Origin of the sequence: Brevibacterium sp. ACRRH (genome assembly GCF_022346365.1) — a bacterium.
Classification (GTDB): domain Bacteria; phylum Actinomycetota; class Actinomycetes; order Actinomycetales; family Brevibacteriaceae; genus Brevibacterium; species Brevibacterium paucivorans.
The window spans coordinates 242,110-262,743 of sequence record NZ_JAKRMN010000002.1 but is presented as its reverse complement, the minus strand read 5'-3'; the positions used below and the strand labels follow the sequence as shown (position 1 = coordinate 262,743).

The following is a 20,634-nucleotide window of genomic DNA, read 5'->3' as shown; positions in this document are numbered from 1 at the left end:
GCGCGACGTTACTTACCCGCGTGCCACTCCGACAACTTCTTGATGACTAAATCCATCGACTCGTTGGCTGCTTTCGCATTGCCGTCGACGGTGCCACCAAACATGATCTGCCAGCCGTTGCCCATGGATTCAATATTTTCCACGAACAAGTGTCCGGCGCCGGGGTAGATGACGCTTTCGAATGCAGGCGACTGCTCAGCGAGTGCTTTAGAAGCTACTTCGCCCTGCCACATTTTGTCTTGGTCACCGGCAAGGAACAGCGCGTTGCCGTCAAATGAAGACAGGTCGATTGCCGCGTGGTCATGGGCATGTTCGGCCGCGTTTTCGTAGGTGGGGCGGTACTCAGGTGGGTATGCGGTGATCATGTCCCACATCATTTTCATCCCCACTGAGGCGTCGCCACTCCTGAAGGTTGCGAAGGGAACCGGTTCACCGTTGTGCGTAAATGACGGCTGTTCCTTTTGAGAGCTGAAGTCCAGCCCGGAGTAACTGTAGTGAGCCGGCGTGAAGTTGATGAGGTTGTCCACCGGGTAGCCATGAGCGGCCAGGTTCGCCGTGAACTCTGCGCCTTTAGACGTGCCAATGACTGTAATGGGGGTTGGGTTCTCGATGGAGTTTTGGGCGTACTCAACGACTTCGTTGAACTGCTCAAGAGGCACCTGGGCAAGCGACGGTTTCTGGTTGTCTTGCCCAAAGAAGTAGAGAGCCAGGACTTCAAAGCCCTGTTCGCTAAGAGCTTTCGCTTGTTCGTATGCGGGCGATCCTTCGGACCCGCCGTAGACCACCACAGTGCCCTTATGCGAACGTTCTTGGGGTTTGAAGTGGAATCCGTTGAGGTACTCGCCTTGTATTGGTCGAATGCGGTCATTCGTGGGGTAACTGCTTTTGTTGTGGAGGTCAGCGCTTGCCTGAGTGACTGGGTACTTCTTTGTGTTGTACATGCGAAGACCAAAAATGGTGGCACCACACACCGCCAGGGTGAGCACCACGCCTCCAGCAATACGACCCGTCCACTTCAGAAACTTCACACGCTCATTATAGGTTTCTCGTGCGGTTATGCATTTGTTCTGTAAGCTCTACCTGATGGTCTAAAGGATTACTGCAGGCCCGCAGACACAGCTTTCGGAGGGGGTGAGCATGCGGCGGAAATGGCCAATCGCACTGATCTGCACCGGAATCGTTCTGTGCTTGAGCACCATGCTCTCCGTGCCCATCCTCAACTTCACGGTTCACGTGCCTGGCAGAGCCGTGCTCACGTATTTCAAAGCACTCGAAAAACACGACACCAACCGAGCGTTGACCATGCTGGACATCCCGCATGAACGCATGTTGGACGGTGTCAGCGACGACATTCTTTCCGGTGCGGCCAGTGTGCCTAAGCAGGCGAAAGTCCTTGACTCAAAGCGTGTGAACGAGAACGAATACGACGTGAAAGTCTCGTATGTCCAAGGTTCCGACACACGTGAAACCACGTTCCGGGTGAAGCGTGACGCGCGCACCTTTGGCACCATCCAAAAGTGGTCCATCAAAGTCGATCAGTGGCCCGTTATCGCGATCGACGCTGGTGGCGCACCCACCGCGCAACTCAACGGCGTATCCATTCCCGCGAGAGAAACACGCGTCCTGTTCCCCGTCACCTACACGGTGGGCTTCAACAGCACCTACCTACGTTCGGACTACCAAACGGTCGATGTCACGGAGCCTGCTACCACCTCGGACGTCCATTTGACGGGCAAACCCACGAAGGAACTCACCAAGAAGGTCGCTGACATTGTCAATAAGCAGATTGACGAATGTATGAAAGCCACGACTCTCATGCCCGCCGGCTGCGGTTTTGGGAAAGAAACCAACAACCAGATCCTGGGCGACGTGAAGTGGAAGGTGAAGTCCTACCCTCACGTCACGTTAGAAAACGGTGCCTCAGGAATCGAGATGGCGCCCACCAACGTGGAATTCACCGTGAGTGGAAAGCAACGCGACGCCGTCACGGCGTTTGAATCCACGTTTACCGACACGGTCACCACTCGCATGAGCGCCAAGGTCCGCATCGAAGGTAACAACGTCACCGTGATACAGGAAGAAGCGAAGTAGGCGCCGGCCCACAAAAACCCCGCCGGCGCGCCTAAGCCCCGCCTTACGCCCCGCGCAAGTCCAGCGCCAGGTCGTTTGGCCCGTCCGGCACCACCGCAACCGGGATTCCCCAGTCCTGTTGGTACAGGTGGCACGCAGCGTGGAGTGGAATCTCGCCACCGGGTTCGCCATCGCAGGCCGCCGCGCGGGCGGTGACGTGCAGAACACCGGAGGTCACCTCGGGGTTGAGGGTCACCGTACGCTGGGTGCCCTCCTTGCCACCTGCCCCGTCGACAATGAGGTTCTCAGGGGTCGAGGACACCTGCAGAAACGTGGGGTCACCCCAACGGTCATCGAGCTTCTGACCTGCGGGAACGGTAAACGCGACAGTGATGTCCAACGGTCCGGGACCGATCTCCGTGACCGGCCTCTTGGTCTGCTGAGCCCCTTCGTTAACCTCCAGCGCCTCTTCCGGAATGGGCACGGCGGTGAGTTGGTGAGCCGCGGATTCGGCGACCAACAGGTAGCCCGAGGTGGTGTCGTCTCCCTGCACGACCAGGATGTCCGAGGGTTCCTTCAGGCCGCGCGCCAGGGTGGACACGGTGTTGGCCTGGGGGTCGAAGCGACGGATGGCGCCGTTGTAGGTGTCGGCGATGGCGACGGTGCCGTCTGGAAGTTCGAGCGCACCCAGCGGGTGTTGCAGACGGGCGGATTCGGCTGGCCCGTCCTGGAATCCGAAGTCGAACAGCCCCACGCCCACGTATGACGTGACGGCTCCGGTCGATGGGTCGAGTTTGCGCAGTGCCGAGGTTTCGGAATCCGCCACCCACACGTCACCGTCGCTGGCCAGCCGCACGCCGGACGGTTGGGCGAACCATTCGTCTAAGTCAAACGGGGTTGCCGCGTCCGAGGTGTCCCGCAGCCCTTCGTTAAGAGACCCGGAAATGTGCGCGACGGTTCCGGCTACCGGGTCGAAGGTCCACATGGTGTGGTTACCTGCCATGGCGATGACCACATTGGACGTCTTGGGCGCGTACACCACGTCCCAGGGGCTGGAGAGTTTCACGGCCGTGGCTGGACCGTCGTAGCGTCCGGAAAAACCGGGCTGATCAGGAACGTTGTCGCTGGCGCCCACCATGTATTGTTCGCCAGTTCCGGCCACGGTGGTTACGGTTTGGGTCTCTAGGTTGATTCCGCGCAGCGTGTGGTTGACCGTGTCTGCTGCGACCAGGTGATAGCCCACGTGTTGCGCAATTTCCGGCGGAAGTTGGGCCACACCACCGGGTTCTGAGAACTGGGCGGTGGCGAAGTTGCCGTCGGCGTTTCCGCGTTCACCGGAGCCGATGCGTCCCAGCAGGTTCGCGCCTTCGCTGTCGTAGAGCGCGTAGCTGTGGTGGCCGGAGTCGGCGACGATCAAGCGGCCGTCGTCCAGGCGCACCACTTTGCCGGGGTAGAACAGGTCACCTTCCCGAGGTGCGGGAGGCACATACGGCGCGTCACCTCGGCGGAGAGTCCCTTTGGCTTCGTGCTCCGCGGCAACTTCTTCGATGAGGCTGATGAGGCCCGAGGTGTGCCCCTCCCCCGACATAGACGCGACGATGTAGCCTTCCGGGTCGATGACGACCAGGGTGGGCCAGGCGCGTGCGGTGTAGGCCTTCCAGGTTTCGAGGTTGGGGTCATCGAGCACGATGTGTTCGACTTGGTAGCGTTCGACTGCCCGGTCGACGGATTCGATTTCGCGTTCAAACTCAAACTTGGGTGAGTGGACACCAATCGTGACCAGGACATCCGCGTATTTTTCCTCGAGTGGGCGCAGTTCGTCGAGCACGTGCAGACAGTTGATGCAGCAGAACGTCCAAAAGTCGAGGAGGACGATCTTCCCGCGCAGATCTTCCAGGCTTAGGTTTTTTCCGCCGGTGTTGATCCAGCGTCGGCCAACGAGTTCGGGGGCACGCAGTTTTACGCGGTTTGCATTGCTCATGCTCTCATTGTTCCAAACTCTGGAGTGTGCGTGTGTGCGGGTGTCACACATGGACATGGAGGGGCGCGCTCTCTAGGGTTCGGGCTGTGGCGCGCAGGCGACGCGGGCCGTAGTCTACTGGCATGGTTTCAATTGCGGATTACCACGAAAAGCTTTTCGACTTCCTCTTGTTCATGAGTCGTTGGGAGCACCGCGATCTCGCTCAGGTTGCTACCCACCCCATGCCGTTGCGGGCAGCCCAGCAAGTTTGGTCCACTGAGCAGGTCCCCCGGTTCGACAACTCCCAAATGGACGGGTTTGTTGTGCACCCCAACGACCCCGAGGTGGTGGCAGGTAAGCCCGTGCCTCTCCTTCCAATGGCGGCCGCCGGGCACAATCCCGAACCGCTCAAACCGGGCTTCGCGATGCCCATTATGACGGGCGCGAAGATCCCCGCCTGGGCGGGACCGACTGTAGGCGAATGCGCCGAAGATGGTGTCGACCTGTGTGTGGTTCCGGTGGAAGAAACCGTGTCTGGGTTTGATGACCTTTCACATGTGACGTTTACGCCCCGGGCCACATTCGAGCCCGGCAGGTTTGTTCGGCACCGAGGTAGCGACATCGACTACGGGGAAGCACTGTGCGCCGTTGGTGACGACCTCACACCGGCGCGACTCGGTTCGCTCGCATCCGTGGGGCTCACGCAGGTTGCCGTGTTTAAACCATTTCGAGTCCTGGTTGTGTCCACGGGAGATGAAGTGTGCCAACCCGGTCAGCACCCAGGGGCGGCGCAGATCTACGATTCCAACACCTCGGCGGCGGTGGCAGCACTGTCAGCAGCGGGAGCTCACGTGGTAGGCACCCTGCACGCGCCCGACAACCCAGATTTGCTGCTGGACGCAGTGCGCTCATGGCAAGCGGATGAAGCACGCCGCGCCGATATAGTCGTGTCGATGGGCGGCATTTCCATGGGGGCACGCGAGGTCATTCGTTTGGCCTCAGAGCTGGAAGTTCAGAGGGGAGTCGAAAACTCGTACGGCGGCGCGCAGTCCCCCGTGCTCCCCAACAGTGGCATGGAGTTCTGCCGCCTTCCCATGCAGCCGGGTGGCCCGCAGGCAGTGGGCCAGTTGGCTGGGGTTCCATGGGTGGCGTTACCCGGAAATCCGGTGTCCACGCTGGTAAGCATCGAAGTGTTGTTGCGCACTTCGCTGTTTGGAGCACGGCCCCGCAACCGCATGAGCGTCACGGTGCGAACTCCCGACGGTGAGCCGGTGAGCAGTCCGGCGGGGAAAACCCAGTTGCGATTCGCGCGCACTGATGCTGATGGAAGCGCGCTCTTGGAGTGGAGCAACAGTTCTCACTTGCTGCACATGCAGGCCGATGCGACCCTGCTGGTGATGATCCCGGAAGATGTCTCGGTCATCGAAGACGGTGACACGTTTGAGGCTCTCGCGCTTTAAGCTGCCGGGGTTTGCAGGCAATGGAACCTGCTAGCGTGTGCCACATGACAGGGAGTTCTGAGCACAGCGCACCCCAGTTGTCCCACGTAGACGAATCCGGGGCCGCGCGCATGGTAGACGTGGGCGGCAAACCCGTGACAGCCCGCCGGGCCGTAGCAAGTGGCACGGTGATCACCACGCCCGAGGTCTTGGAGCTGATTGCGTCAGGAAACCTTCCTAAAGGAGAAGCCCTGCCCATTGCTCGCGTTGCTGGAATCATGGGGGCAAAACGCACATGGGACCTCATTCCGCTGTGCCATCCGCTGGATCTTTCGGGTATCGATGTGGCGTTCAGCCTTGAGCACGACCGGGTGCATATTCAGGCTGTGGTGAAGACTTCTGGTAAAACAGGCGTCGAAATGGAGGCGCTTACGGCTGTTTCGCTCACTGCGCTGACCATCTACGACATGATCAAAGCCGTTGACAAGCACGCGGTTCTCACGGACATCAAGGTTGACGCGAAGTCCGGTGGTAAATCGGGCGACTGGTCCCGTAAAACCGAGCACCACCTCGGGCACAACCACCCATCACTACCCCAGGATTCACATGACTGACACACCTATGTACCGCGTTTCCGAAGCTGCCCGCTTCCTCGACGTGAGTACCGACACGGTACGGCGCTGGATCGCAGCCGGCACGCTCACCCACCGCACTGACTCAGCGGGGCGCACGGTTGTCGACGGGGTGGAGCTGGCTCGCCACGCCCGCAAAATCACGGCCCTGCCCGAAGACCCGCGTCACGTGTCCACGAGCGTGTCGAACCGGTTTTATGGCATTGTCACCGACGTGAAGCGCGGTGATGTCATGTCGATGGTGGAAATCCAAGCTGGCCCGCACCGGATCTTTTCCCTGGTGGGCACCGACGAGATTGATCGGATGCAACTAACCCCGGGGAACGCTGTGATCGCCAGCGCCCTGGCACAAGTGATTGCACTGGAACGGATTTAAGGTGCGCTTGGCGTGTACCCGCGCCGTACCATCGGAAGCATGACAATGATGAAGCCACTTGCTGCAGTAGTAGCCCTCACGCTGACGTGTTGCGCGCTCACTTCATGCGGTAAGGCAGATCCAGAAACGTCCCTCACCGTTTTCGCTGCAGCTTCGTTGAAGAAGTCGTTTGAAACAATCGGGAAGGATTTCGAAGAGGAAACCGGCACCGATGTGACCTTCAGCTTTGCTGGTTCGTCTGGGTTGGTTGAGCAGATGAAGTCCGGGGCTCCGGCCCAGGTTTTCGCCTCCGCCGATGAGCCCACCATGGACACAGCTTCCCAAGCCGGGCTTGTTCAGGAGCCCCAGATTTTCGCTACGAACACGCTCACGATCGCCGTGCCTGAAGGCAACCCTGCGAACATCGCGAGCCTGGAGACGCTTACACGGCCGGGCGTCAAGGTCGCCGTGTGTGCCCCCGCCGTTCCGTGTGGCAACGCCACCAAGCAGGTGCTTGATCGTGCTGGCGTGACTTTGACCCCGGCAACGGAAGAGTCCAAGGTGACGGCCGTGCTCACAAAAGTGGAGTCTGGTCAGGTTGATGCGGGGCTAGTGTACGTGACTGACGCCCGCGCGTCAGACAAGGTGGAGGCGGTGGATTTTCCGCAGGCCGCCGAGGTCGTCAACCGTTACCCTATCGCCGTCACCTCCCACGGTAAGAAGACTGCGAGCGCTGCGCAGTTCGTTGAGTTTGTTTTGTCTGATCGTGCTCAGCAGGTGCTTCACGCGAACGGTTTTGGGCAACGGTGAAATCGCAGACTGACCTGCAGACGCACACTGAAACACCGTTTCCTCGGTGGATGTGGGTGCCGGCTGTTGTTGCGGCGAGTTTCGTGGTGCTCCCCGTTGTGGGCTTGGTGGTTCGGGCGAATTGGCCGGAGTTTTTCTCACTGATCACGGCCCCGTCCGCACTTCAGGCGTTGCGCCTGTCGCTCATTACAGCCACGTGCGCAACAGTGTTTTCGGTGCTATTGGGCATTCCCTTGGCGTTGTTGACGGTCCGCGAGTTTCCGGGTGTGCGGTTGTTGCGCACGGTGGTGCTTTTGCCTTTGGTTCTTCCGCCGGTTGTGGGAGGCATTGCTCTTCTTTCGACGTTTGGGCGCGCGGGGCTCATTGGTTCTTCGTTGGAAGCTGCGGGTGTTTCGATCGCGTTCACCACGGTTGCGGTGGTTGTGGCCCAAACCTTTGTGGCGATGCCGTTCGTGGTGCTCACGGTCGAAGGCGCGCTCACCTCGCTGGACCCTGGGTTCGCCAAAGTCGCGACGACATTGGGCGCTGGCCCAACCCGCACACTTTTTCGGATTGTGTTGCCGCTCATTCGTCCCGCACTCATTTCTGGCGCGGTGTTAGCTTTTGCGCGTGCTCTGGGCGAGTTCGGTGCCACCGTGACGTTTGCGGGTTCCCTCCAGGGGGTGACGCGCACGCTTCCGCTCGAGGTGTACTTGCTGGCCGACTCCGGTGACACGGCCGGGGCGGTAGCGGTGTCCGTGGTTCTCATGGTTGTGGCGTTCGTGGTGGTGGCCACCATGTATCGCAAGACGTCCCGAGGTGTCCGCCAGTGACCCTCCATGTTGCGTTTTCGTTGCCCCAGCGGGGTATGGACATTGATTGTGACGTCCCGCTTAGCGGTATCACTGCGGTGATTGGGCCCAATGGTGCGGGGAAGTCCACCACGTTCGACGTGATCGCCGGTCTACTTCCGGTGCGTGGTGCCACCGTGCGTGTGGGGCAACGGGACTTCACCTCCGCCCAGGTCCCGGCGCATAAGCGCAGGATCGGCTATGTCATGCAAGACCCACATGTGTTTCCCCACATGAACGTGGAGGCGAACGTGGCTTTTGGGTTGCCACGTGGTGAGAAGGCGCGCGCGATTGAGGAACTGAAGCGTTTTCACGTAGACGACCTGCGCGCACGCATGCCCAGCACCCTGTCTGGCGGACAAGCAGCCCGAGTTGCCCTGGCCCGCGCACTTGCTCCACGTCCGGAACTGCTGTTGCTGGATGAACCGTTCGTGGCTTTGGACGCACCGGCACGAACCGAGCTTCGCACACACCTGCGCTCGCTCAGCACTCCCGTGCTTCTCATCACCCACGACCGAGCCGATATTGAACTCGCAGATCACATCGTGGTTCTTGAGGCCGGGAAGGTTGTGCAAGTGGGCACCACCGCCGAGGTCGCCGCCCAGCCCCGCGGCATCGCCACCGAGCTCGTGGGTTAGTCCCCAGTTTCGTTTTCACCCGGAGTGGGTTGCACAACCGGTAGCCCGGCCCCCATCCACCCGTACATACCGCCGATCACGTTGGTGAGGCGGACGTGCCGCACGCTCGGTTGAGAGTGGAACACTTGGATCGCATACTGCGAGCGCACACCGGCCTGACACATGACATAAACGTGCGGGTCCGGCGTGTGTTCAACCTCTAACGCAAGTGCGTGTGCCGACCCTTCCGGGTTATCCATGATCGTCGACAACGGCAACAGACGAGCACCGGGTGCATGCCCCGAATCGAACTCGGATTCTTCCCGCACGTCCAGAACAAAGGCGCCGTCAGGAATTTCCGCAGGAACCACCTCGGCGGGCTCAAACCAGCCAGGCTCCTCCACGCCCACTGAGTGGGTTTCAGACTGACGCGTTGAATGGGGCTCGGACTGTGACGCCCCACCGGAGCCAACCAACGGCACATATTCCCACATGCCTGTGAGCATGTCGTAGACTCCCACCTGCCCCACTAAAGGCTGACCCAGGCCGGTAATGAGTTTGAGGGCCTCGGCCGCTTGAGCCACCCCCAGCTGACCGGGAACAACCCCCAGAACCCCGGCCTCGGCGCACGTGGGAACATCATTAGGGGCAACAGGGTAGAGGTCGCGGTACGTGGGCCCGTCAGGCATGAACACCGACATTTGCCCGCCGGTCGTCAGCACGGCCGCCCACACGTGTGGAATCCCTACGTCCCGGCAGGCGTCTGAGATGACGTAGCGGGTGTCGAAGTTGTCGGCCCCGTCCAGGACCACGTCATAACCCTGCAGAATCTGACGAGCGTTGTCCGCGGTGAGCCGTTCACGGTACGTCACCACGTGGACGTCTGGGTTCAGGGCCGTTAAATGCGCCGCCGCTGATTCGACCTTAGGTTCCCCCACCGACTCAGTCATGTGGAGCGGCTGGCGGTGCAGGTTCGACGTCTCAACTACGTCGTCATCGATGAGCCCCACCGTGCCAACACCCGCGCTGGCCAGGTAAATCGCCGCCGGGGAGCCCAAGCCACCAGCACCGACGACCAGCACGCGAGCCCGCGCTATCGCCTGCTGCCCGGTCAGGCCCACAACGTTGAGCTGCCGCATGTAACGCCCGCTCACACGGGTCTGGCCCCGGTCATCGCCCAAGCCACGTGGACCTCCCAGACCATGCGTCACGCCTTCTGTCACTGCAGGCCCACCCAGTCGTGTCCGCCGGTGTCGTAGTGCTGCTGCTTCCAGATGGGCACGCGCGCCTTGACCTGGTTGACAACGTCTTCGCAACAGTCGAACGCGACCTTCCGGTGCGCAGCGGCCACCGCAACCACGATCGCCACGTCGCCCACCTGCAACGATCCCACCCGATGTTCGCACAAAACCCGAGTCCCCTGGTGCGCTTGAGCGACCTCGCCCACCACCTGGGCGAGCACTTTTACCGCATCCGGGTGGCACGTGTAGTCCAGGCCCACGACGCCACCTCGGCCGGAGTCGTGGTTACGGATGACTCCGCTGAACTCCACGACCGCCCCACACTCTGGGGTGACGACCGTGCTGGCCGCGTCGGTCAGGCACGGGTCCCGGGTGATCCGGGTTGCCACCACCGCCGAGGTGGTTGCCAGCTCGGCGGGCGCGCCCCCGGAAGCCTCCACCGAGCCAGGTGCGTCCAACGCGGCCTCGTCGACACCTCGGCCGTGGGTGCGCACATCCGCAATCTGCTCACACGCGTGCGGCACCAGGGGCGCAAGCGTCACCATGGCGTCGCGAACAGCCGACCGCGAACCCGGAAGGTTGATCACCAGCGTCGACCCCGCGACCCCGGCGATTCCTCGACTCAAAGCAGCATGAGGAGTGTGCTCCAGACCCTGCGCGATCAACGCCTGCTCAATCCCAGGAACCCGGCGCTCAACAAAACGGCCCGTCATCTCAGGTGTCACATCGTCCGGGGTCAGCCCGGTTCCACCCGTCGTGATCACCACGGCAGGCGCGTCACGCAGGATCCGCTCAAGCGCGTCAGCAACCGCATGCCCGTCGCTCACACACACCGGGTCAGGAGTCGCAAACCCAAGCCCGCGCAACCATTCGACGAGTTCGGGACCCGTGGCATCAGTCGCATCACCGCGAGCAACTGAACTCGACACCACCAGAACATACGCAGCGTCATTTTTCCTCATGCGCTTAACACTACCTGCGCTCGCCGATACCCTAGTGAGATGAACGTGTCACTGGGAATGCCGTCGATCCGCACAGAAAGTGTCGCCGACCGCGCCTCGCACACCCGGGACACCTTGGAGCGACGGGCGCACGACGCCCCCACCTCGGGCCCACTGGCCGACACCTTCGGGCGCACAGGCACTGACCTGCGGGTTTCGCTCACGGATCTGTGCAATCTGCGCTGTACGTACTGTATGCCCGCGTCCGGAATGACGTTCCTGCCCAAGGACGCTGTCCTCACCGCCGCCGAGGTGGTTCGGCTTGTCCGTGTCGCAGTAGACGTTCTGGGGGTGCGTGAGCTTCGGCTCACCGGCGGAGAACCGCTGTTGCGTCAAGATTTGGAGCACATAGTTGCGAGTATTCGTGGCAACCACCCGGACCTGCCAATCGCCATGACCACCAACGCGATTAGCCTTGAAAAACACCTGCCCACACTTCACCAAGCCGGCCTAAACCGCATAAACGTGTCGCTCGACACCGTGGACCCCGCGACCTTCGCGCAACTGTCCCGGCGCACCAAGTTCTCCGAAGTCATGGACGGGCTCAACGCGGCCCTTCGCCTCCGCGACCAGACCGCCGAGGATAGCGCTCCATTTGGGGTGAAAATCAACAGCGTGCTCATGCGAGGCGTCAACGACCACCAGGCCGTAGACCTCGCCCAGTTTGGAATCGACCACGGAATCACGGTGCGGTTCATTGAACAGATGCCGCTCGACGCCGACCACGGATGGACCCGCCAGAACATGGTCACCGCCCACGACATCGCCACCCAGCTACAACAGCGGTGGGAGCTACAACCTCGGGCAGGGCGCGGGAGCGCACCTGCGGAACTCTTTGACCTGGTGGACTCCTGTGGAGTTGCCGGGCAGGTGGGGATCATCGCGTCGGTGACTCGTCCGTTCTGCTCAGCCTGCACGCGCACGCGCATCACGGCCGAAGGCAAGATCCGGTCGTGCCTGTTTTCCCACGAAGAGTTCGACCTGGCTGCGCTACTGCGCTCCGGGGCCAGCGACGACCAGATTGCGCAAGCGTGGCGGCAAGCCATGTGGCTCAAACCCAAGGCTCACGGAATGGGTGAGGCTGGCCTAGATTCGGACGCATACGAACAGCCCAACAGGTCCATGAGCGCGATTGGAGGATGACATGAGTGAAGGTGCCCAAAATCAGGTGTCAGTTCGCTACTTCGCCGCCGCCCGGGCCGCAACTGGCGTCGAACAGGAAGACGTTATTCTGGATGGTCAGTTGAGTAGCGGCGCAACCCGTGAACAGTTCATTGAACTGCTCGTCTCCCTTCACCCCGAGGTGCCCGCCGGCGAACCGCCACTGTCACGAGTTCTGCCGCAATGTTCGTTCCTGGTTGACGGTGTCACGTTGACCGACGGCACCGTGGCGCCTGGGAACCGCGTCGATGTTCTACCCCCGTTTGCGGGCGGCTGAGCACCCGCCGTGCCCGCCGGCGATCGACGCCCTGATGCCTCTACCCCACCCCGTACTCGTGAAGGAGAACTCATGGAACTCATGCGTGTTGGCCCGCGTGGCCAGGAAATCCCTGTAGTGAGGCTCAACGGCCGCCACTACGATGTGCGGCCTCTCACCGGCGACTTCAACGCTGAGTTCTGGGCGCACGGGATGAACACCCTGACCACGGCCCAAGTCAAAGACTGTCAAGAAATCAACATTGACGCCAGGCGGATCGGAGCCCCCGTAGCCCAGCCGGGCGCGATCATCTGCATCGGCACCAACTACGCCGCCCACGCCGCCGAAGCGAACCTCCCCACACCAACCCACCCCGTGGTTTTCCTCAAAACCCCCAACACGGTCGCCGGCCCCTACGATGAGTTGGAACCACCTCGGCGATTTTCTCAACTGGACTGGGAAGTTGAACTTGCCGTGATCATTGGCCGGGCCGCCCACAACCTTGACTCCCCCGAACAGGCGCGGGAGCACATTGCCGCGTACACGGTTGCCAACGACCTGTCCGAACGGGTGTTTCAAACCCAGGAATCCGGCGGGCAATGGTCCAAAGGCAAGTGCTTCCCCGGGGCGCTACCGCTGGGGCCGGTCGCGGTGAGCGCCGACGTGTTCGACCCCACGAACGCCCGCCTGACCAGTCATGTGAACGGGGAGCCTCGGCAGGACTCGTCCACGGCTGACATGGTTTTTGACGTGTTTCACCTGGTGTACGACCTGTCGCAGTACATGCGACTGGAACCCGGGTACGTGATCGCGACCGGAACGCCTCAAGGTGTCGCCATGTCCGGGCAGTACCCCTACCTGGAAAGTGGCGATGTCGTCGAGGTAGCGATCGAAGGACTAGGTACACAACGCACACAGATTGGCATAATGGCCCCATGAGCTACGACGACATCACAATTGACTCCCTGATTGAAAAGGGAAGCTTCAAATGGTCTGCCTACCCCGGCACGATTGGCGCCTGGACGGCAGAAATGGACTTTGGGGTAGCGCCAGCAATCCGCGCCACTCTTGAACAGTTGGATGCCAGCGACCTGTACGGCTACTCCACACCTGCGCTCATGCGCGACATGGCACAGGCGACCGCACAGTTCTACAACGACACCTACGGCTGGGACGTCAATCCCGAATGGGTCTCGCCCGTGTCAGACGTGCTCACCGGTATGCAAGCGGTGCTGAGCTTCTACACCGAACCGGGCGCCAAACTGGTGCTACCCACTCCTGCGTACATGCCGTTCTTGACCATGCCTAAGATTCATGGTCGCGAAATCGTCGAAGTTCCCATGTTGCGGAATGAATCCGGGTCTGGCGACGCTAAGCCCACGTGGACCATGGACTTCGAGGCGATCGACCGCGCACTGTCCACCGCCGGTGCCGACGGCGGGTCCGGTGGCCTACTTGTGCTGTGCAACCCGCACAACCCCATTGGTCGCGTGTACACCCGTGGTGAGCTGGAAGAACTGTCCCGCATTGTTGAAAAACACGGGGCCCGTGTGTTCTCCGATGAAATCCACGCGCCACTGACCTTCACCGGCCACACCCACGTGCCCTATGCGTCCATCAACGAGGCAGCCGCGAACCACACCGTCACGGTCACCTCGCACTCCAAGAGCTTCAACACCCCCGGGCTCAAATGCGCGCAGATCATCTTCTCCAACGAAGCCGATTTCGCCATATGGGCCACGCACGGCATGTTCACCGGAAAATCGGCGGCCAACCCCGGGCTGCTGGCAGCCGTGGCCGCCTACCGTGACTCGCGAGACTGGCTGGCGGACACCTCGGCGTACTTAGAACGCAACCGCGACGCACTGCCCGGCCTTTTGGAACGCCACCTGCCACAGGCCGTGTACGAACCACCAGAGGGGACGTATCTGGCCTGGATTGACCTGAGTGCCTACGACCTGGGCGATGACCTGACGTCGTTCTTTGTGGACCGGGCGCGCGTGTCCATCATTGACGGGGCGTTGTGTGGAGAAGCTGGCCGAGGCTTCATCCGACTCAACATGGGGACGTCGCTTCCAATCCTGGAAGAGATTGTGGAGCGACTGGGCGCGGCTGTCGCCGGCACCCCAGTTGCGCCGGTTGGTTCCGTGGCCGAGGTGGCAGACGGTTCCGAGGCCGGTCAGGCTGGGGACGCTGGGGAGGGGTCCGCGTGAGTGAGCCGGTAAGTGCCCACGAAGCTGAGCAGATTCGGAGCAAACTAGACGATGTGGCAGAGCGTGTGCGGGCGGCGAGTGAAGCGTCGAAACACGTCGACCGCGTGCAGATCCTGCTGGCCACGAAAACGCAGCCGGCGAGCAAAATCCGGGTTGCGTTGGAGCACGGGTTCACGTTGATTGGTGAGAACCGGGTGCAGGAACTCAACGAGAAGTTCGATGATCTGGCGGATATCCCGCACGAAACGCACCTCATTGGCCCGTTACAGCGCAACAAGGTCAACCACACGCTGGGTCAAGCGTCGTGTATTCAGTCGATCGATTCGATGAAGCTCGCCACCAAGATTCACAACCGTTTGGAGCTTTTAGACCAGACCGTCGAGGCGTTTGTGCAGGTCAACACCAGTCGTGAGGACACCAAATCAGGGGTGGCGCCGGAGCAGCTGGGCGAATTGCTCACGGAGATTGCGCCGTTAGAGCGGATTCGGTTGCGCGGGCTCATGACGATTGGGCTACCAGGGTCAACCGAGGCCGAGGTGCGTCCGTCGTATGCCGACCTTCGGAACCTCCGCGACACCCACCTTGATTCCGGGCTTCTACCAGAACACGCGACCGAACTGTCCATGGGCATGAGCAACGACTTCGAGCTTGCGATTGCCGAAGGCGCCACCATGGTGCGGATTGGCTCGAGTGTTTTTGGTGCGCGGGCCTAAGCCCGCGCACACGGTTTAGTCCTGGGGCAGGCCTTCAGCGTTCTCGTCGACCAGCCCGATAATCGCGGAGCAGTCGAGGTCGCCGTTTCCGTCGTCAATGAGCTGCTGGAGTCGGCTGTAGACCAGTTCAGCTGCTGACAAGGTGACGCCCTGGGTCTTCGCACCGTCGAGCGCCAAGCCCACGTCCTTGTGCATGAGCATGGTGGAGAACCCGGCCTCGAAGTTGTTGTTTGCAGCGGCCGTGTCGACCACGCCCGGCACTGGGTACCAGGTGCGCAGTGGCCAGGAGTCACCCGATGAAACCTTTGCAATGTCGTAGAACACTTCTGGCTTAAGACCAAAGCGCTGCGCCAGAACGGCACCTTCGACAACACCTTGTAGGCTGATTGCCAAAAGCATGTTATTTACAATCTTGGCTGCCTGACCAGCGCCTTCACCGCCTGCGTGGAAGATGTTTCCGGCCATCGGTTCAATGAAGGTCTTAGCGTTTTCAACGTCGACGTCATCCCCACCGAGCATGAACGTCAGAGTTCCGGCAGCCGCACCCGAAACGCCACCGGACACTGGTCCGTCGACGAACTTGAAGCCACGGTCACGTGCGGCTTGGTGCAGTTCGGTCGCAGTGTCGAAGTCGATCGTGGACGAGTCAACGAGCAACGTCGATGTTGACGCGTTGTCAAAAACGCCGCCCTCACCTAGGTACACGGTCTTGGCGTGTTCACCCTTGGGCAACATCGAAAAAACAATATCTGCGCCTTCAACGGCTTCTGCGATTGAACTCTTGGCCACAACACCGTGACCAGCAGCCGCTTCAACCGCAGCTGGGACAACATCGAACCCGTTTACCGTGTGACCTGCAGCGATTAAGTTGTTGGTCATAGGACCACCCATGCGCCCCAGACCGATCCATCCGATTACTGCCATGATTGCCTCCTTGCAGTGACTTTCTTCTTTTGACGACTACCTTATGCCGTAGGTCACACCCTGGGACTTATCAGGCCGGCGGAACTTGCGCACTACGTGTGTGCGCAAGTGCACGAACCACCTCGACGACCACCTGGCGCCGCGCCGATTCATTCCGCACAACCGCCCAATATTCCATAGGCGCGGAAAACTCGGAAACGACCCGCACCAGACCCTGAGATGCGAAGTCCGGGAGCAGACCCACACCGATTCCAGCTCGGGTGGCGGCCACGTGCAGCCGCACCGAATTCGACCGGAAGAACCCGGCCGGTCGTGGAAATTCCGCCGGTGCCCCTTCGAGCCCCTCAACACCCAAGGAGTGCTCCGGATAAAACACAAACCGGTGCTGGCTTAAGTCCTCGATCGTTTCAGGGACTCCTCGCTCACGCGCATATTCCTGGGAGACGTATAGCCCCAACGAATAATTGCCCATCCGTTGTAACTGCGAGTGAGGCGCAGACGGTTCTCCCACCACAATCTCAATATCAACACCCGACCTGTACTTACTGGCTCGTTGCGTGGCCGTCACCAAGTCGATCTGCACATCCGGATACGCCTTCTGCAGGGCCATGATTCGATCAAAGCCCCCATAATCCACGAACCCTTCCGGGGCAGCGATCCGAACAACACCGCTCACCCCCGACATTCCACGCACTTTGCCGGCCTCTTCCAGGGCGGTCTCAACGGCCTCGGCCGCGGAAATCAACTGCTCCCCCGCCTGGGTGACTTCCCACCCGTCAGGCGAACTTGCCAACACAGGCTCGCCAACCGATTTTTCCAGCGCCGCAATGCGCCGAGACACGGTGGTGTGATTCACTCCCAGCACTTGAGCAGCAGCCGTGTACTTGCCCAAACGGGCCACAGTCAACAGGGTGAGAAGGTCGTCGGGAGCAATCCGACTGCGAGCGCTGATCATGCCCAAAGTTTATCGGCACGGTGGCTCGAACTGTGGCCTAGCAAGTGCCTTCCGCGTGTATGACGTACGTGCCTTGCCGCCTGCTGGGCGCATGTTTACGTGCCGACTACTGTGCGACCCAACCCCCGTCAATCGAATGTGCCGATCCGTTGAGGTCGGCTACCGGTCATCCGATTCGCACCTCACGGTTTTCCCGGTCTGCGGCGTCAATCTCAGCAAAGTCGACACCTCGGGTTTCACGTGTGAATACCAACGCCACGATGGAGATTGCACAGGCGATAAGCAGATAAACCGCAATAGGTACGGACGATTCAAATTCGCGCAACAGGAACGTCGCAATGATGGGGGCGAAGGATCCCGCAACAATCGACGTGACCTGATAGCCCGTGGACACACCTGAGTTGCGCATGCGGGTGGGGAACATTTCCGCCATGATTGCAGGCTGGCCCGAGTACATCAGAGCGTGGAACAACAGGCCGATCACCAGGGCAATGAAGATGTTGAGTGGCTGCCCAGTGTCATACAGTGGGAAGGCGAAAAAGCCCCAAGTTGCCGTCAACACGATCCCGATGAAGTACGGAGGTTTACGGCCAAAGATGTCAGCTAGGTGTTGCTGGCCATGAGGTTGTTGACGTTTCTTGGGAACTGCGGCGCAGACGGGTAAGCTGAGCCGTATGTCGAGCCCTGAATCGGACACTCAGGGGCTTTCGGTCACGCCGTCAGCCCCTCACCTTCGCTGAGCCCTCAGCTCTCTGCTGCCCTGTGCTGTGTGCAGCACGACATTCGGGTGTTTCTTCGGGCGCTGACCGTGGTGACGAGACGTTCTCTTGTTCGTACTCTCGCTTCGGAGCTATCTCGATGCCTTTCTCTCTCTATCTTCTTGCCCTGGTGGTCTTCGCCATGGGTACTTCCGAGTTCATGCTCGCTGGCCTCGTGCCCGACATTTCCACATACTTCGGCGTTCCCGTGGGGACAGCTGGTCTCCTGACCTCGGCATTCGCCGCGGGCATGGTGATCGGCGCACCTGCGATGGCCGCGCTCACTCGTCGCCTCCCCGTGAACGGGACACTCCTGGGTTGCGTGATCGTGTTCGCGCTGTCCCATGTCGTAGGCGCACTCACGCCGGACTTCACTGTTCTGTTCGTCACGCGCGTGATCGCCGCGATCGTCAATGCGGGCTTTTTGGCGGTCGCGCTGGGAGCGGCGACGCAACTCGTGGCACCCAACGCCAAAGGTCGGGCCGTGGCGGTTCTGCTGGCGGGTACCACCGTCGCCACCGTCGCCGGTGTCCCCGCGGGCGCTCTGCTTGGTACGGCACTCGGTTGGCAGTCGACGTTCTGGGCGATCGCTTTTCTCTGCGTCCCCGCTGCGATCGGCATTGCCGCGGGCTTCACCACTCAAGCTGGCGACACGTCCGAGAAGGATTCGTCCTCGCTGCGGATGGAGTTGGCGCAGCTTGCCTCTCCGCGCCTCGTTCTGACGATGATGCTGGCTGCCCTGGTGAATGCCGGCACCTTCGCAACGCTGACCTTCCTTGCGCCGATCGTTACGGGAACCGCCGACCTGAGCCAGTGGTGGGTGTCGGTGGCGCTTGTGCTCTTCGGCGTCGGTTCCTTCATCGGCGTCACCGTTGCGGGACGGCTCGCTGACGCCCGACCTCGCGTCGTCATCATGGGCGGTGGAAGCGTCCTTGTACTCGGCTGGGTCGCCTTGGCGCTCTTCGCGACGAACCCCGTTGCCCTGCTCGGTCTCGTTTTCGCTCAGGGAGTGTTGGGCTTCGCTGTCGGCAGCACGCTGATCACGCGAGTGCTCTATGCGGCGGCGGGTGCACCCACCATGGCGGGTTCGTACGCGACCGCGGCACTCAACGTCGGCGCAGCAGTCGGTCCCATACTTGCCGCTGCCGCGCTCGGCGTGATACCCGGTGCGCTCGGGCCCGTTTGGGTGGCCGTCACCACGACCGCAGCGGCATTGCTGCTCACCATTCCCCTTCTCCGGCTGATCGCGCCCGCCGAGAGCGAAGTGGTCAAGTGACGCACGCTAACTCGCCCTTGACAGTCGAAGGCCGTCGCCGACTCATTGAGCGCTGCCGCTCTCGACCCCTCGCGCATGTCGCCGCAGAGATGGGCATCTCCCGCGCAACCGCATCGAAGTGGGTAACCCGGTACCGCAAGTTCGGTCAACTCGGCCTGCTTGACCGCTCATCTGCTCCAATCCGGCAGCCAAGCGCGACACCTGGCGAGACGCTAGCGCGAATCGAGGAACTACGGCGCGAGCACAAGTGGTCAGCATCCCGCATCACCTTCGAACTGCATGGAGATGGCGTTGCGATCAGTCGGCGCACCGTCACTCGGCACCTAGCCGAGCTCGGCCTGAACCGCCGTCGATTCATCGACCCAAACGGCGAGACGAACCGGCAAGTGCAGACGATCACGGCAAAGCATCCCGGGCACATGGTGCATCTCGACGTCAAGAAAGTCGGACGCATCCCCAACGGCGGTGGTTGGCGGGCTCATGGCAAAGGCAGCCCTGAGGCTCGTGCCGCCGCCCGAGCGAGAACCCGCGGGGCACGCGCCGGGTACGCCTACCTCCATTCCGCAATCGACGGGCACACCCGCCTGGCATACACTGAATCGCTCGAGAACGAACGGGCCACCACCGCCGTCTCGTTCCTGAACCGCGCCCGGGTGTGGTTCGCCGCTCACGGCATCACCCGGATCGAGCGAATCATCACCGACAATGGCGCTTGCTACCGCTCCGCGGCATTCGCCGCCGCTCTGAATGGCGCGGAGCACCGCCGTACGAAGCCCTACACGCCCAAGCACAACGGGAAAGTCGAACGCTACAACCGCATCCTCGCTGAAGAGTTCCTGTACGCAAGGACCTGGAACTCAGAAGACCAGCGCGAGAAAGCGCTGGAAACCTGGAACCTGCACTACAACTACCACCGGCCCCACGGTGTGCATGACGGGAAGCCGCCCGCATCCGCGACACCATTACGCGTCAACAACGTCCTGGCCTCATACATCTAACCGTAGTGAGCCGGTTACCGAGCGGACAGTGAACCCGCCGAGGACTTTCGCGTCGATCAAGTCCTCCAAGTCTCTCGGGTCGCGTACCGCACGATCCAGGTCGTAGGCGACCATCACCTGCGCCTCACCAGTGCCCAAGTGTTTGAGCATGGCGCGGAACTGGGGCCGGATCACTCGCCGCACCCGCTCACCCGACGGCAACGTGATCGTACGCTGCTTGAACGCTGACGTGTCGTTCTCACGAAACACCGCCGCTACTTCCCACCCGTGCGCAGCGGCGTAAGCGCGACAGTCGACCTCCTGCCGGTCAACGCCACGCTCGCTACCCTCGGGATCGTCGCTGATCCTGACGTACACCACTGCCCGCAAAGGCTCCGTGGTTTGTTCTTGCTTGTTGTGGCCCATGCTTCGGCCCCACCTTCCTA

At 61.4% G+C, this 20,634-nt stretch carries 21 protein-coding genes and 1 pseudogene; 14 read left to right on the top strand and 8 right to left on the bottom strand.

The annotated features are described in order from the left end of the window. Positions 1 to 8: 8 nt before the first annotated feature. A complete protein-coding gene (locus tag MHX53_RS03455) occupies positions 9 to 1,028 on the bottom strand; it encodes an acyl-CoA thioester hydrolase/BAAT C-terminal domain-containing protein (RefSeq protein ID WP_239271285.1) in 1,020 nt (339 codons plus the stop codon). A gap of 109 nt (positions 1,029 to 1,137) precedes the next feature. On the opposite strand from MHX53_RS03455, the gene MHX53_RS03450 reads away from it, so the two are divergent. Then, positions 1,138 to 2,091 carry a hypothetical protein gene (locus MHX53_RS03450; RefSeq protein ID WP_239271284.1) on the top strand — a complete coding sequence of 318 codons (954 nt, stop codon included), beginning with the start codon at positions 1,138 to 1,140 and terminating at the stop codon, positions 2,089 to 2,091. A gap of 43 nt (positions 2,092 to 2,134) precedes the next feature. On the opposite strand, the gene MHX53_RS03445 is transcribed toward MHX53_RS03450, so the two are convergent. Then, on the bottom strand, positions 2,135 to 4,051 hold the full coding sequence (locus MHX53_RS03445; RefSeq protein ID WP_239271283.1) for an NHL domain-containing thioredoxin family protein: 1,917 nt from the start codon (positions 4,049 to 4,051) through the stop codon (positions 2,135 to 2,137). A gap of 122 nt (positions 4,052 to 4,173) precedes the next feature. Between MHX53_RS03445 and MHX53_RS03440 the strand changes: the two genes are divergently transcribed. Genes MHX53_RS03440 through MHX53_RS03415 form a run of 6 tightly spaced genes read left to right on the top strand, consistent with a single transcriptional unit; the run spans position 4,174 to position 8,734 of the window. Next, positions 4,174 to 5,490, top strand: coding sequence for a molybdopterin molybdotransferase MoeA (locus tag MHX53_RS03440; protein ID WP_239271282.1), 1,317 nt, complete (start codon positions 4,174 to 4,176; stop codon positions 5,488 to 5,490). Between the two features lie 44 nt (positions 5,491 to 5,534). After that, positions 5,535 to 6,083 (top strand): cyclic pyranopterin monophosphate synthase MoaC, encoded by a 549-nt coding sequence (gene moaC / locus MHX53_RS03435; RefSeq protein ID WP_239271281.1) that lies wholly within the window; start codon positions 5,535 to 5,537, stop codon positions 6,081 to 6,083. After that, positions 6,076 to 6,477: a TOBE domain-containing protein gene (locus MHX53_RS03430; RefSeq protein ID WP_204515150.1), complete on the top strand. Its 402-nt coding sequence runs from the start codon at positions 6,076 to 6,078 to the stop codon at positions 6,475 to 6,477. Before moaC ends, MHX53_RS03430 begins: the two co-directional genes overlap by 8 nt. Before the next feature lie 39 nt (positions 6,478 to 6,516). Next, on the top strand, positions 6,517 to 7,266 hold the full coding sequence (gene modA, locus MHX53_RS03425; RefSeq protein ID WP_204515151.1) for a molybdate ABC transporter substrate-binding protein: 750 nt from the start codon (positions 6,517 to 6,519) through the stop codon (positions 7,264 to 7,266). Further along, on the top strand, positions 7,263 to 8,078 hold the full coding sequence (locus MHX53_RS03420; RefSeq protein WP_239271280.1) for an ABC transporter permease: 816 nt from the start codon (positions 7,263 to 7,265) through the stop codon (positions 8,076 to 8,078). Before modA ends, MHX53_RS03420 begins: the two co-directional genes overlap by 4 nt. After that, complete coding sequence (locus MHX53_RS03415) at positions 8,075 to 8,734, top strand: ATP-binding cassette domain-containing protein (RefSeq protein ID WP_239271279.1); 660 nt, start codon at positions 8,075 to 8,077, stop codon at positions 8,732 to 8,734. The genes MHX53_RS03420 and MHX53_RS03415 overlap by 4 nt, the downstream gene beginning before the upstream one ends. Here the strand turns inward: MHX53_RS03415 and MHX53_RS03410 are convergent. After that, entirely contained in the window at positions 8,731 to 9,936 is a 1,206-nt protein-coding gene (locus MHX53_RS03410) for a ThiF family adenylyltransferase (protein WP_239271278.1), read from the bottom strand. The genes MHX53_RS03415 and MHX53_RS03410 overlap by 4 nt on opposite strands. After that, positions 9,933 to 10,916: a molybdenum cofactor biosynthesis protein MoaE gene (locus MHX53_RS03405; protein WP_239271277.1), complete on the bottom strand. Its 984-nt coding sequence runs from the start codon at positions 10,914 to 10,916 to the stop codon at positions 9,933 to 9,935. The genes MHX53_RS03410 and MHX53_RS03405 overlap by 4 nt, the downstream gene beginning before the upstream one ends. 39 nt (positions 10,917 to 10,955) lie before the next feature. On the opposite strand from MHX53_RS03405, the gene moaA reads away from it, so the two are divergent. The 5 genes from moaA (at position 10,956) to MHX53_RS03380 (ending at position 15,298) form a co-directional block, all read left to right on the top strand. Beyond that, the gene (gene moaA, locus MHX53_RS03400; protein WP_239271276.1) at positions 10,956 to 12,098 is read left to right on the top strand and encodes a GTP 3',8-cyclase MoaA; all 1,143 of its coding nucleotides are present in this window, start codon (positions 10,956 to 10,958) and stop codon (positions 12,096 to 12,098) included. 25 nt (positions 12,099 to 12,123) lie between these two features. After that, positions 12,124 to 12,393 carry a MoaD/ThiS family protein gene (locus MHX53_RS03395; RefSeq protein ID WP_343212351.1) on the top strand — a complete coding sequence of 90 codons (270 nt, stop codon included), beginning with the start codon at positions 12,124 to 12,126 and terminating at the stop codon, positions 12,391 to 12,393. A gap of 72 nt (positions 12,394 to 12,465) precedes the next feature. Then, on the top strand, positions 12,466 to 13,311 hold the full coding sequence (locus tag MHX53_RS03390; protein WP_005882749.1) for a fumarylacetoacetate hydrolase family protein: 846 nt from the start codon (positions 12,466 to 12,468) through the stop codon (positions 13,309 to 13,311). Then, positions 13,308 to 14,585, top strand: coding sequence for an aminotransferase class I/II-fold pyridoxal phosphate-dependent enzyme (locus tag MHX53_RS03385; protein ID WP_005882748.1), 1,278 nt, complete (start codon positions 13,308 to 13,310; stop codon positions 14,583 to 14,585). Before MHX53_RS03390 ends, MHX53_RS03385 begins: the two co-directional genes overlap by 4 nt. Continuing rightward, positions 14,582 to 15,298, top strand: a complete 717-nt coding sequence (locus MHX53_RS03380) for a YggS family pyridoxal phosphate-dependent enzyme (protein ID WP_005882747.1) — start codon at positions 14,582 to 14,584, stop codon at positions 15,296 to 15,298. The genes MHX53_RS03385 and MHX53_RS03380 overlap by 4 nt, the downstream gene beginning before the upstream one ends. A 15-nt stretch (positions 15,299 to 15,313) precedes the next feature. Here MHX53_RS03380 and mmsB read toward each other — a convergent pair whose 3' ends face one another. From mmsB to MHX53_RS03365, 3 genes and pseudogenes are all read right to left on the bottom strand, one after another. Further along, the gene (gene mmsB / locus MHX53_RS03375; RefSeq protein WP_239271274.1) at positions 15,314 to 16,222 is read right to left on the bottom strand and encodes a 3-hydroxyisobutyrate dehydrogenase; all 909 of its coding nucleotides are present in this window, start codon (positions 16,220 to 16,222) and stop codon (positions 15,314 to 15,316) included. 70 nt (positions 16,223 to 16,292) lie between these two features. Beyond that, positions 16,293 to 17,177, bottom strand: coding sequence for a LysR family transcriptional regulator (locus MHX53_RS03370; RefSeq protein ID WP_005882745.1), 885 nt, complete (start codon positions 17,175 to 17,177; stop codon positions 16,293 to 16,295). A 166-nt stretch (positions 17,178 to 17,343) separates the two neighbouring features. Next, a pseudogene (locus MHX53_RS03365) lies at positions 17,344 to 17,784 on the bottom strand (MFS transporter); the annotation flags it as partial. A gap of 251 nt (positions 17,785 to 18,035) precedes the next feature. Between MHX53_RS03365 and MHX53_RS03360 the strand changes: the two are divergent. Next, positions 18,036 to 19,211, top strand: a complete 1,176-nt coding sequence (locus MHX53_RS03360; protein WP_239271273.1) for a Cmx/CmrA family chloramphenicol efflux MFS transporter — start codon at positions 18,036 to 18,038, stop codon at positions 19,209 to 19,211. After that, positions 19,208 to 20,209: an IS481 family transposase gene (locus tag MHX53_RS03355; protein ID WP_040347806.1), complete on the top strand. Its 1,002-nt coding sequence runs from the start codon at positions 19,208 to 19,210 to the stop codon at positions 20,207 to 20,209. The genes MHX53_RS03360 and MHX53_RS03355 overlap by 4 nt, the downstream gene beginning before the upstream one ends. On the opposite strand, the gene MHX53_RS03350 is transcribed toward MHX53_RS03355, so the two are convergent. Then, positions 20,198 to 20,614 (bottom strand): recombinase family protein, encoded by a 417-nt coding sequence (locus MHX53_RS03350; protein ID WP_005882741.1) that lies wholly within the window; start codon positions 20,612 to 20,614, stop codon positions 20,198 to 20,200. The two genes, MHX53_RS03355 and MHX53_RS03350, sit on opposite strands and share 12 nt — an antisense overlap. Between the last annotated feature and the right edge of the window lie 20 nt (positions 20,615 to 20,634).

Excerpts from the sequence above, each read along its gene's own strand:
- MHX53_RS03450 (WP_239271284.1), top strand. The coding sequence starts at position 1,138 with ATGCGGCGGAAATGGCCAATCGCACTGATCTGCACCGGAATCGTTCTG.
- MHX53_RS03445 (WP_239271283.1), bottom strand. The coding sequence starts at position 4,051 with ATGAGCAATGCAAACCGCGTAAAACTGCGTGCCCCCGAACTCGTTGGC.
- MHX53_RS03440 (WP_239271282.1), top strand. The coding sequence starts at position 4,174 with ATGGTTTCAATTGCGGATTACCACGAAAAGCTTTTCGACTTCCTCTTG.
- moaC (WP_239271281.1), top strand. The coding sequence starts at position 5,535 with ATGACAGGGAGTTCTGAGCACAGCGCACCCCAGTTGTCCCACGTAGAC.
- MHX53_RS03430 (WP_204515150.1), top strand. The coding sequence starts at position 6,076 with ATGACTGACACACCTATGTACCGCGTTTCCGAAGCTGCCCGCTTCCTC.
- modA (WP_204515151.1), top strand. The coding sequence starts at position 6,517 with ATGACAATGATGAAGCCACTTGCTGCAGTAGTAGCCCTCACGCTGACG.
- MHX53_RS03405 (WP_239271277.1), bottom strand. The coding sequence starts at position 10,916 with ATGAGGAAAAATGACGCTGCGTATGTTCTGGTGGTGTCGAGTTCAGTT.
- moaA (WP_239271276.1), top strand. The coding sequence starts at position 10,956 with ATGAACGTGTCACTGGGAATGCCGTCGATCCGCACAGAAAGTGTCGCC.
- MHX53_RS03390 (WP_005882749.1), top strand. The coding sequence starts at position 12,466 with ATGGAACTCATGCGTGTTGGCCCGCGTGGCCAGGAAATCCCTGTAGTG.
- MHX53_RS03385 (WP_005882748.1), top strand. The coding sequence starts at position 13,308 with ATGAGCTACGACGACATCACAATTGACTCCCTGATTGAAAAGGGAAGC.
- mmsB (WP_239271274.1), bottom strand. The coding sequence starts at position 16,222 with ATGGCAGTAATCGGATGGATCGGTCTGGGGCGCATGGGTGGTCCTATG.
- MHX53_RS03370 (WP_005882745.1), bottom strand. The coding sequence starts at position 17,177 with ATGATCAGCGCTCGCAGTCGGATTGCTCCCGACGACCTTCTCACCCTG.
- MHX53_RS03360 (WP_239271273.1), top strand. The coding sequence starts at position 18,036 with ATGCCTTTCTCTCTCTATCTTCTTGCCCTGGTGGTCTTCGCCATGGGT.
- MHX53_RS03350 (WP_005882741.1), bottom strand. The coding sequence starts at position 20,614 with ATGGGCCACAACAAGCAAGAACAAACCACGGAGCCTTTGCGGGCAGTG.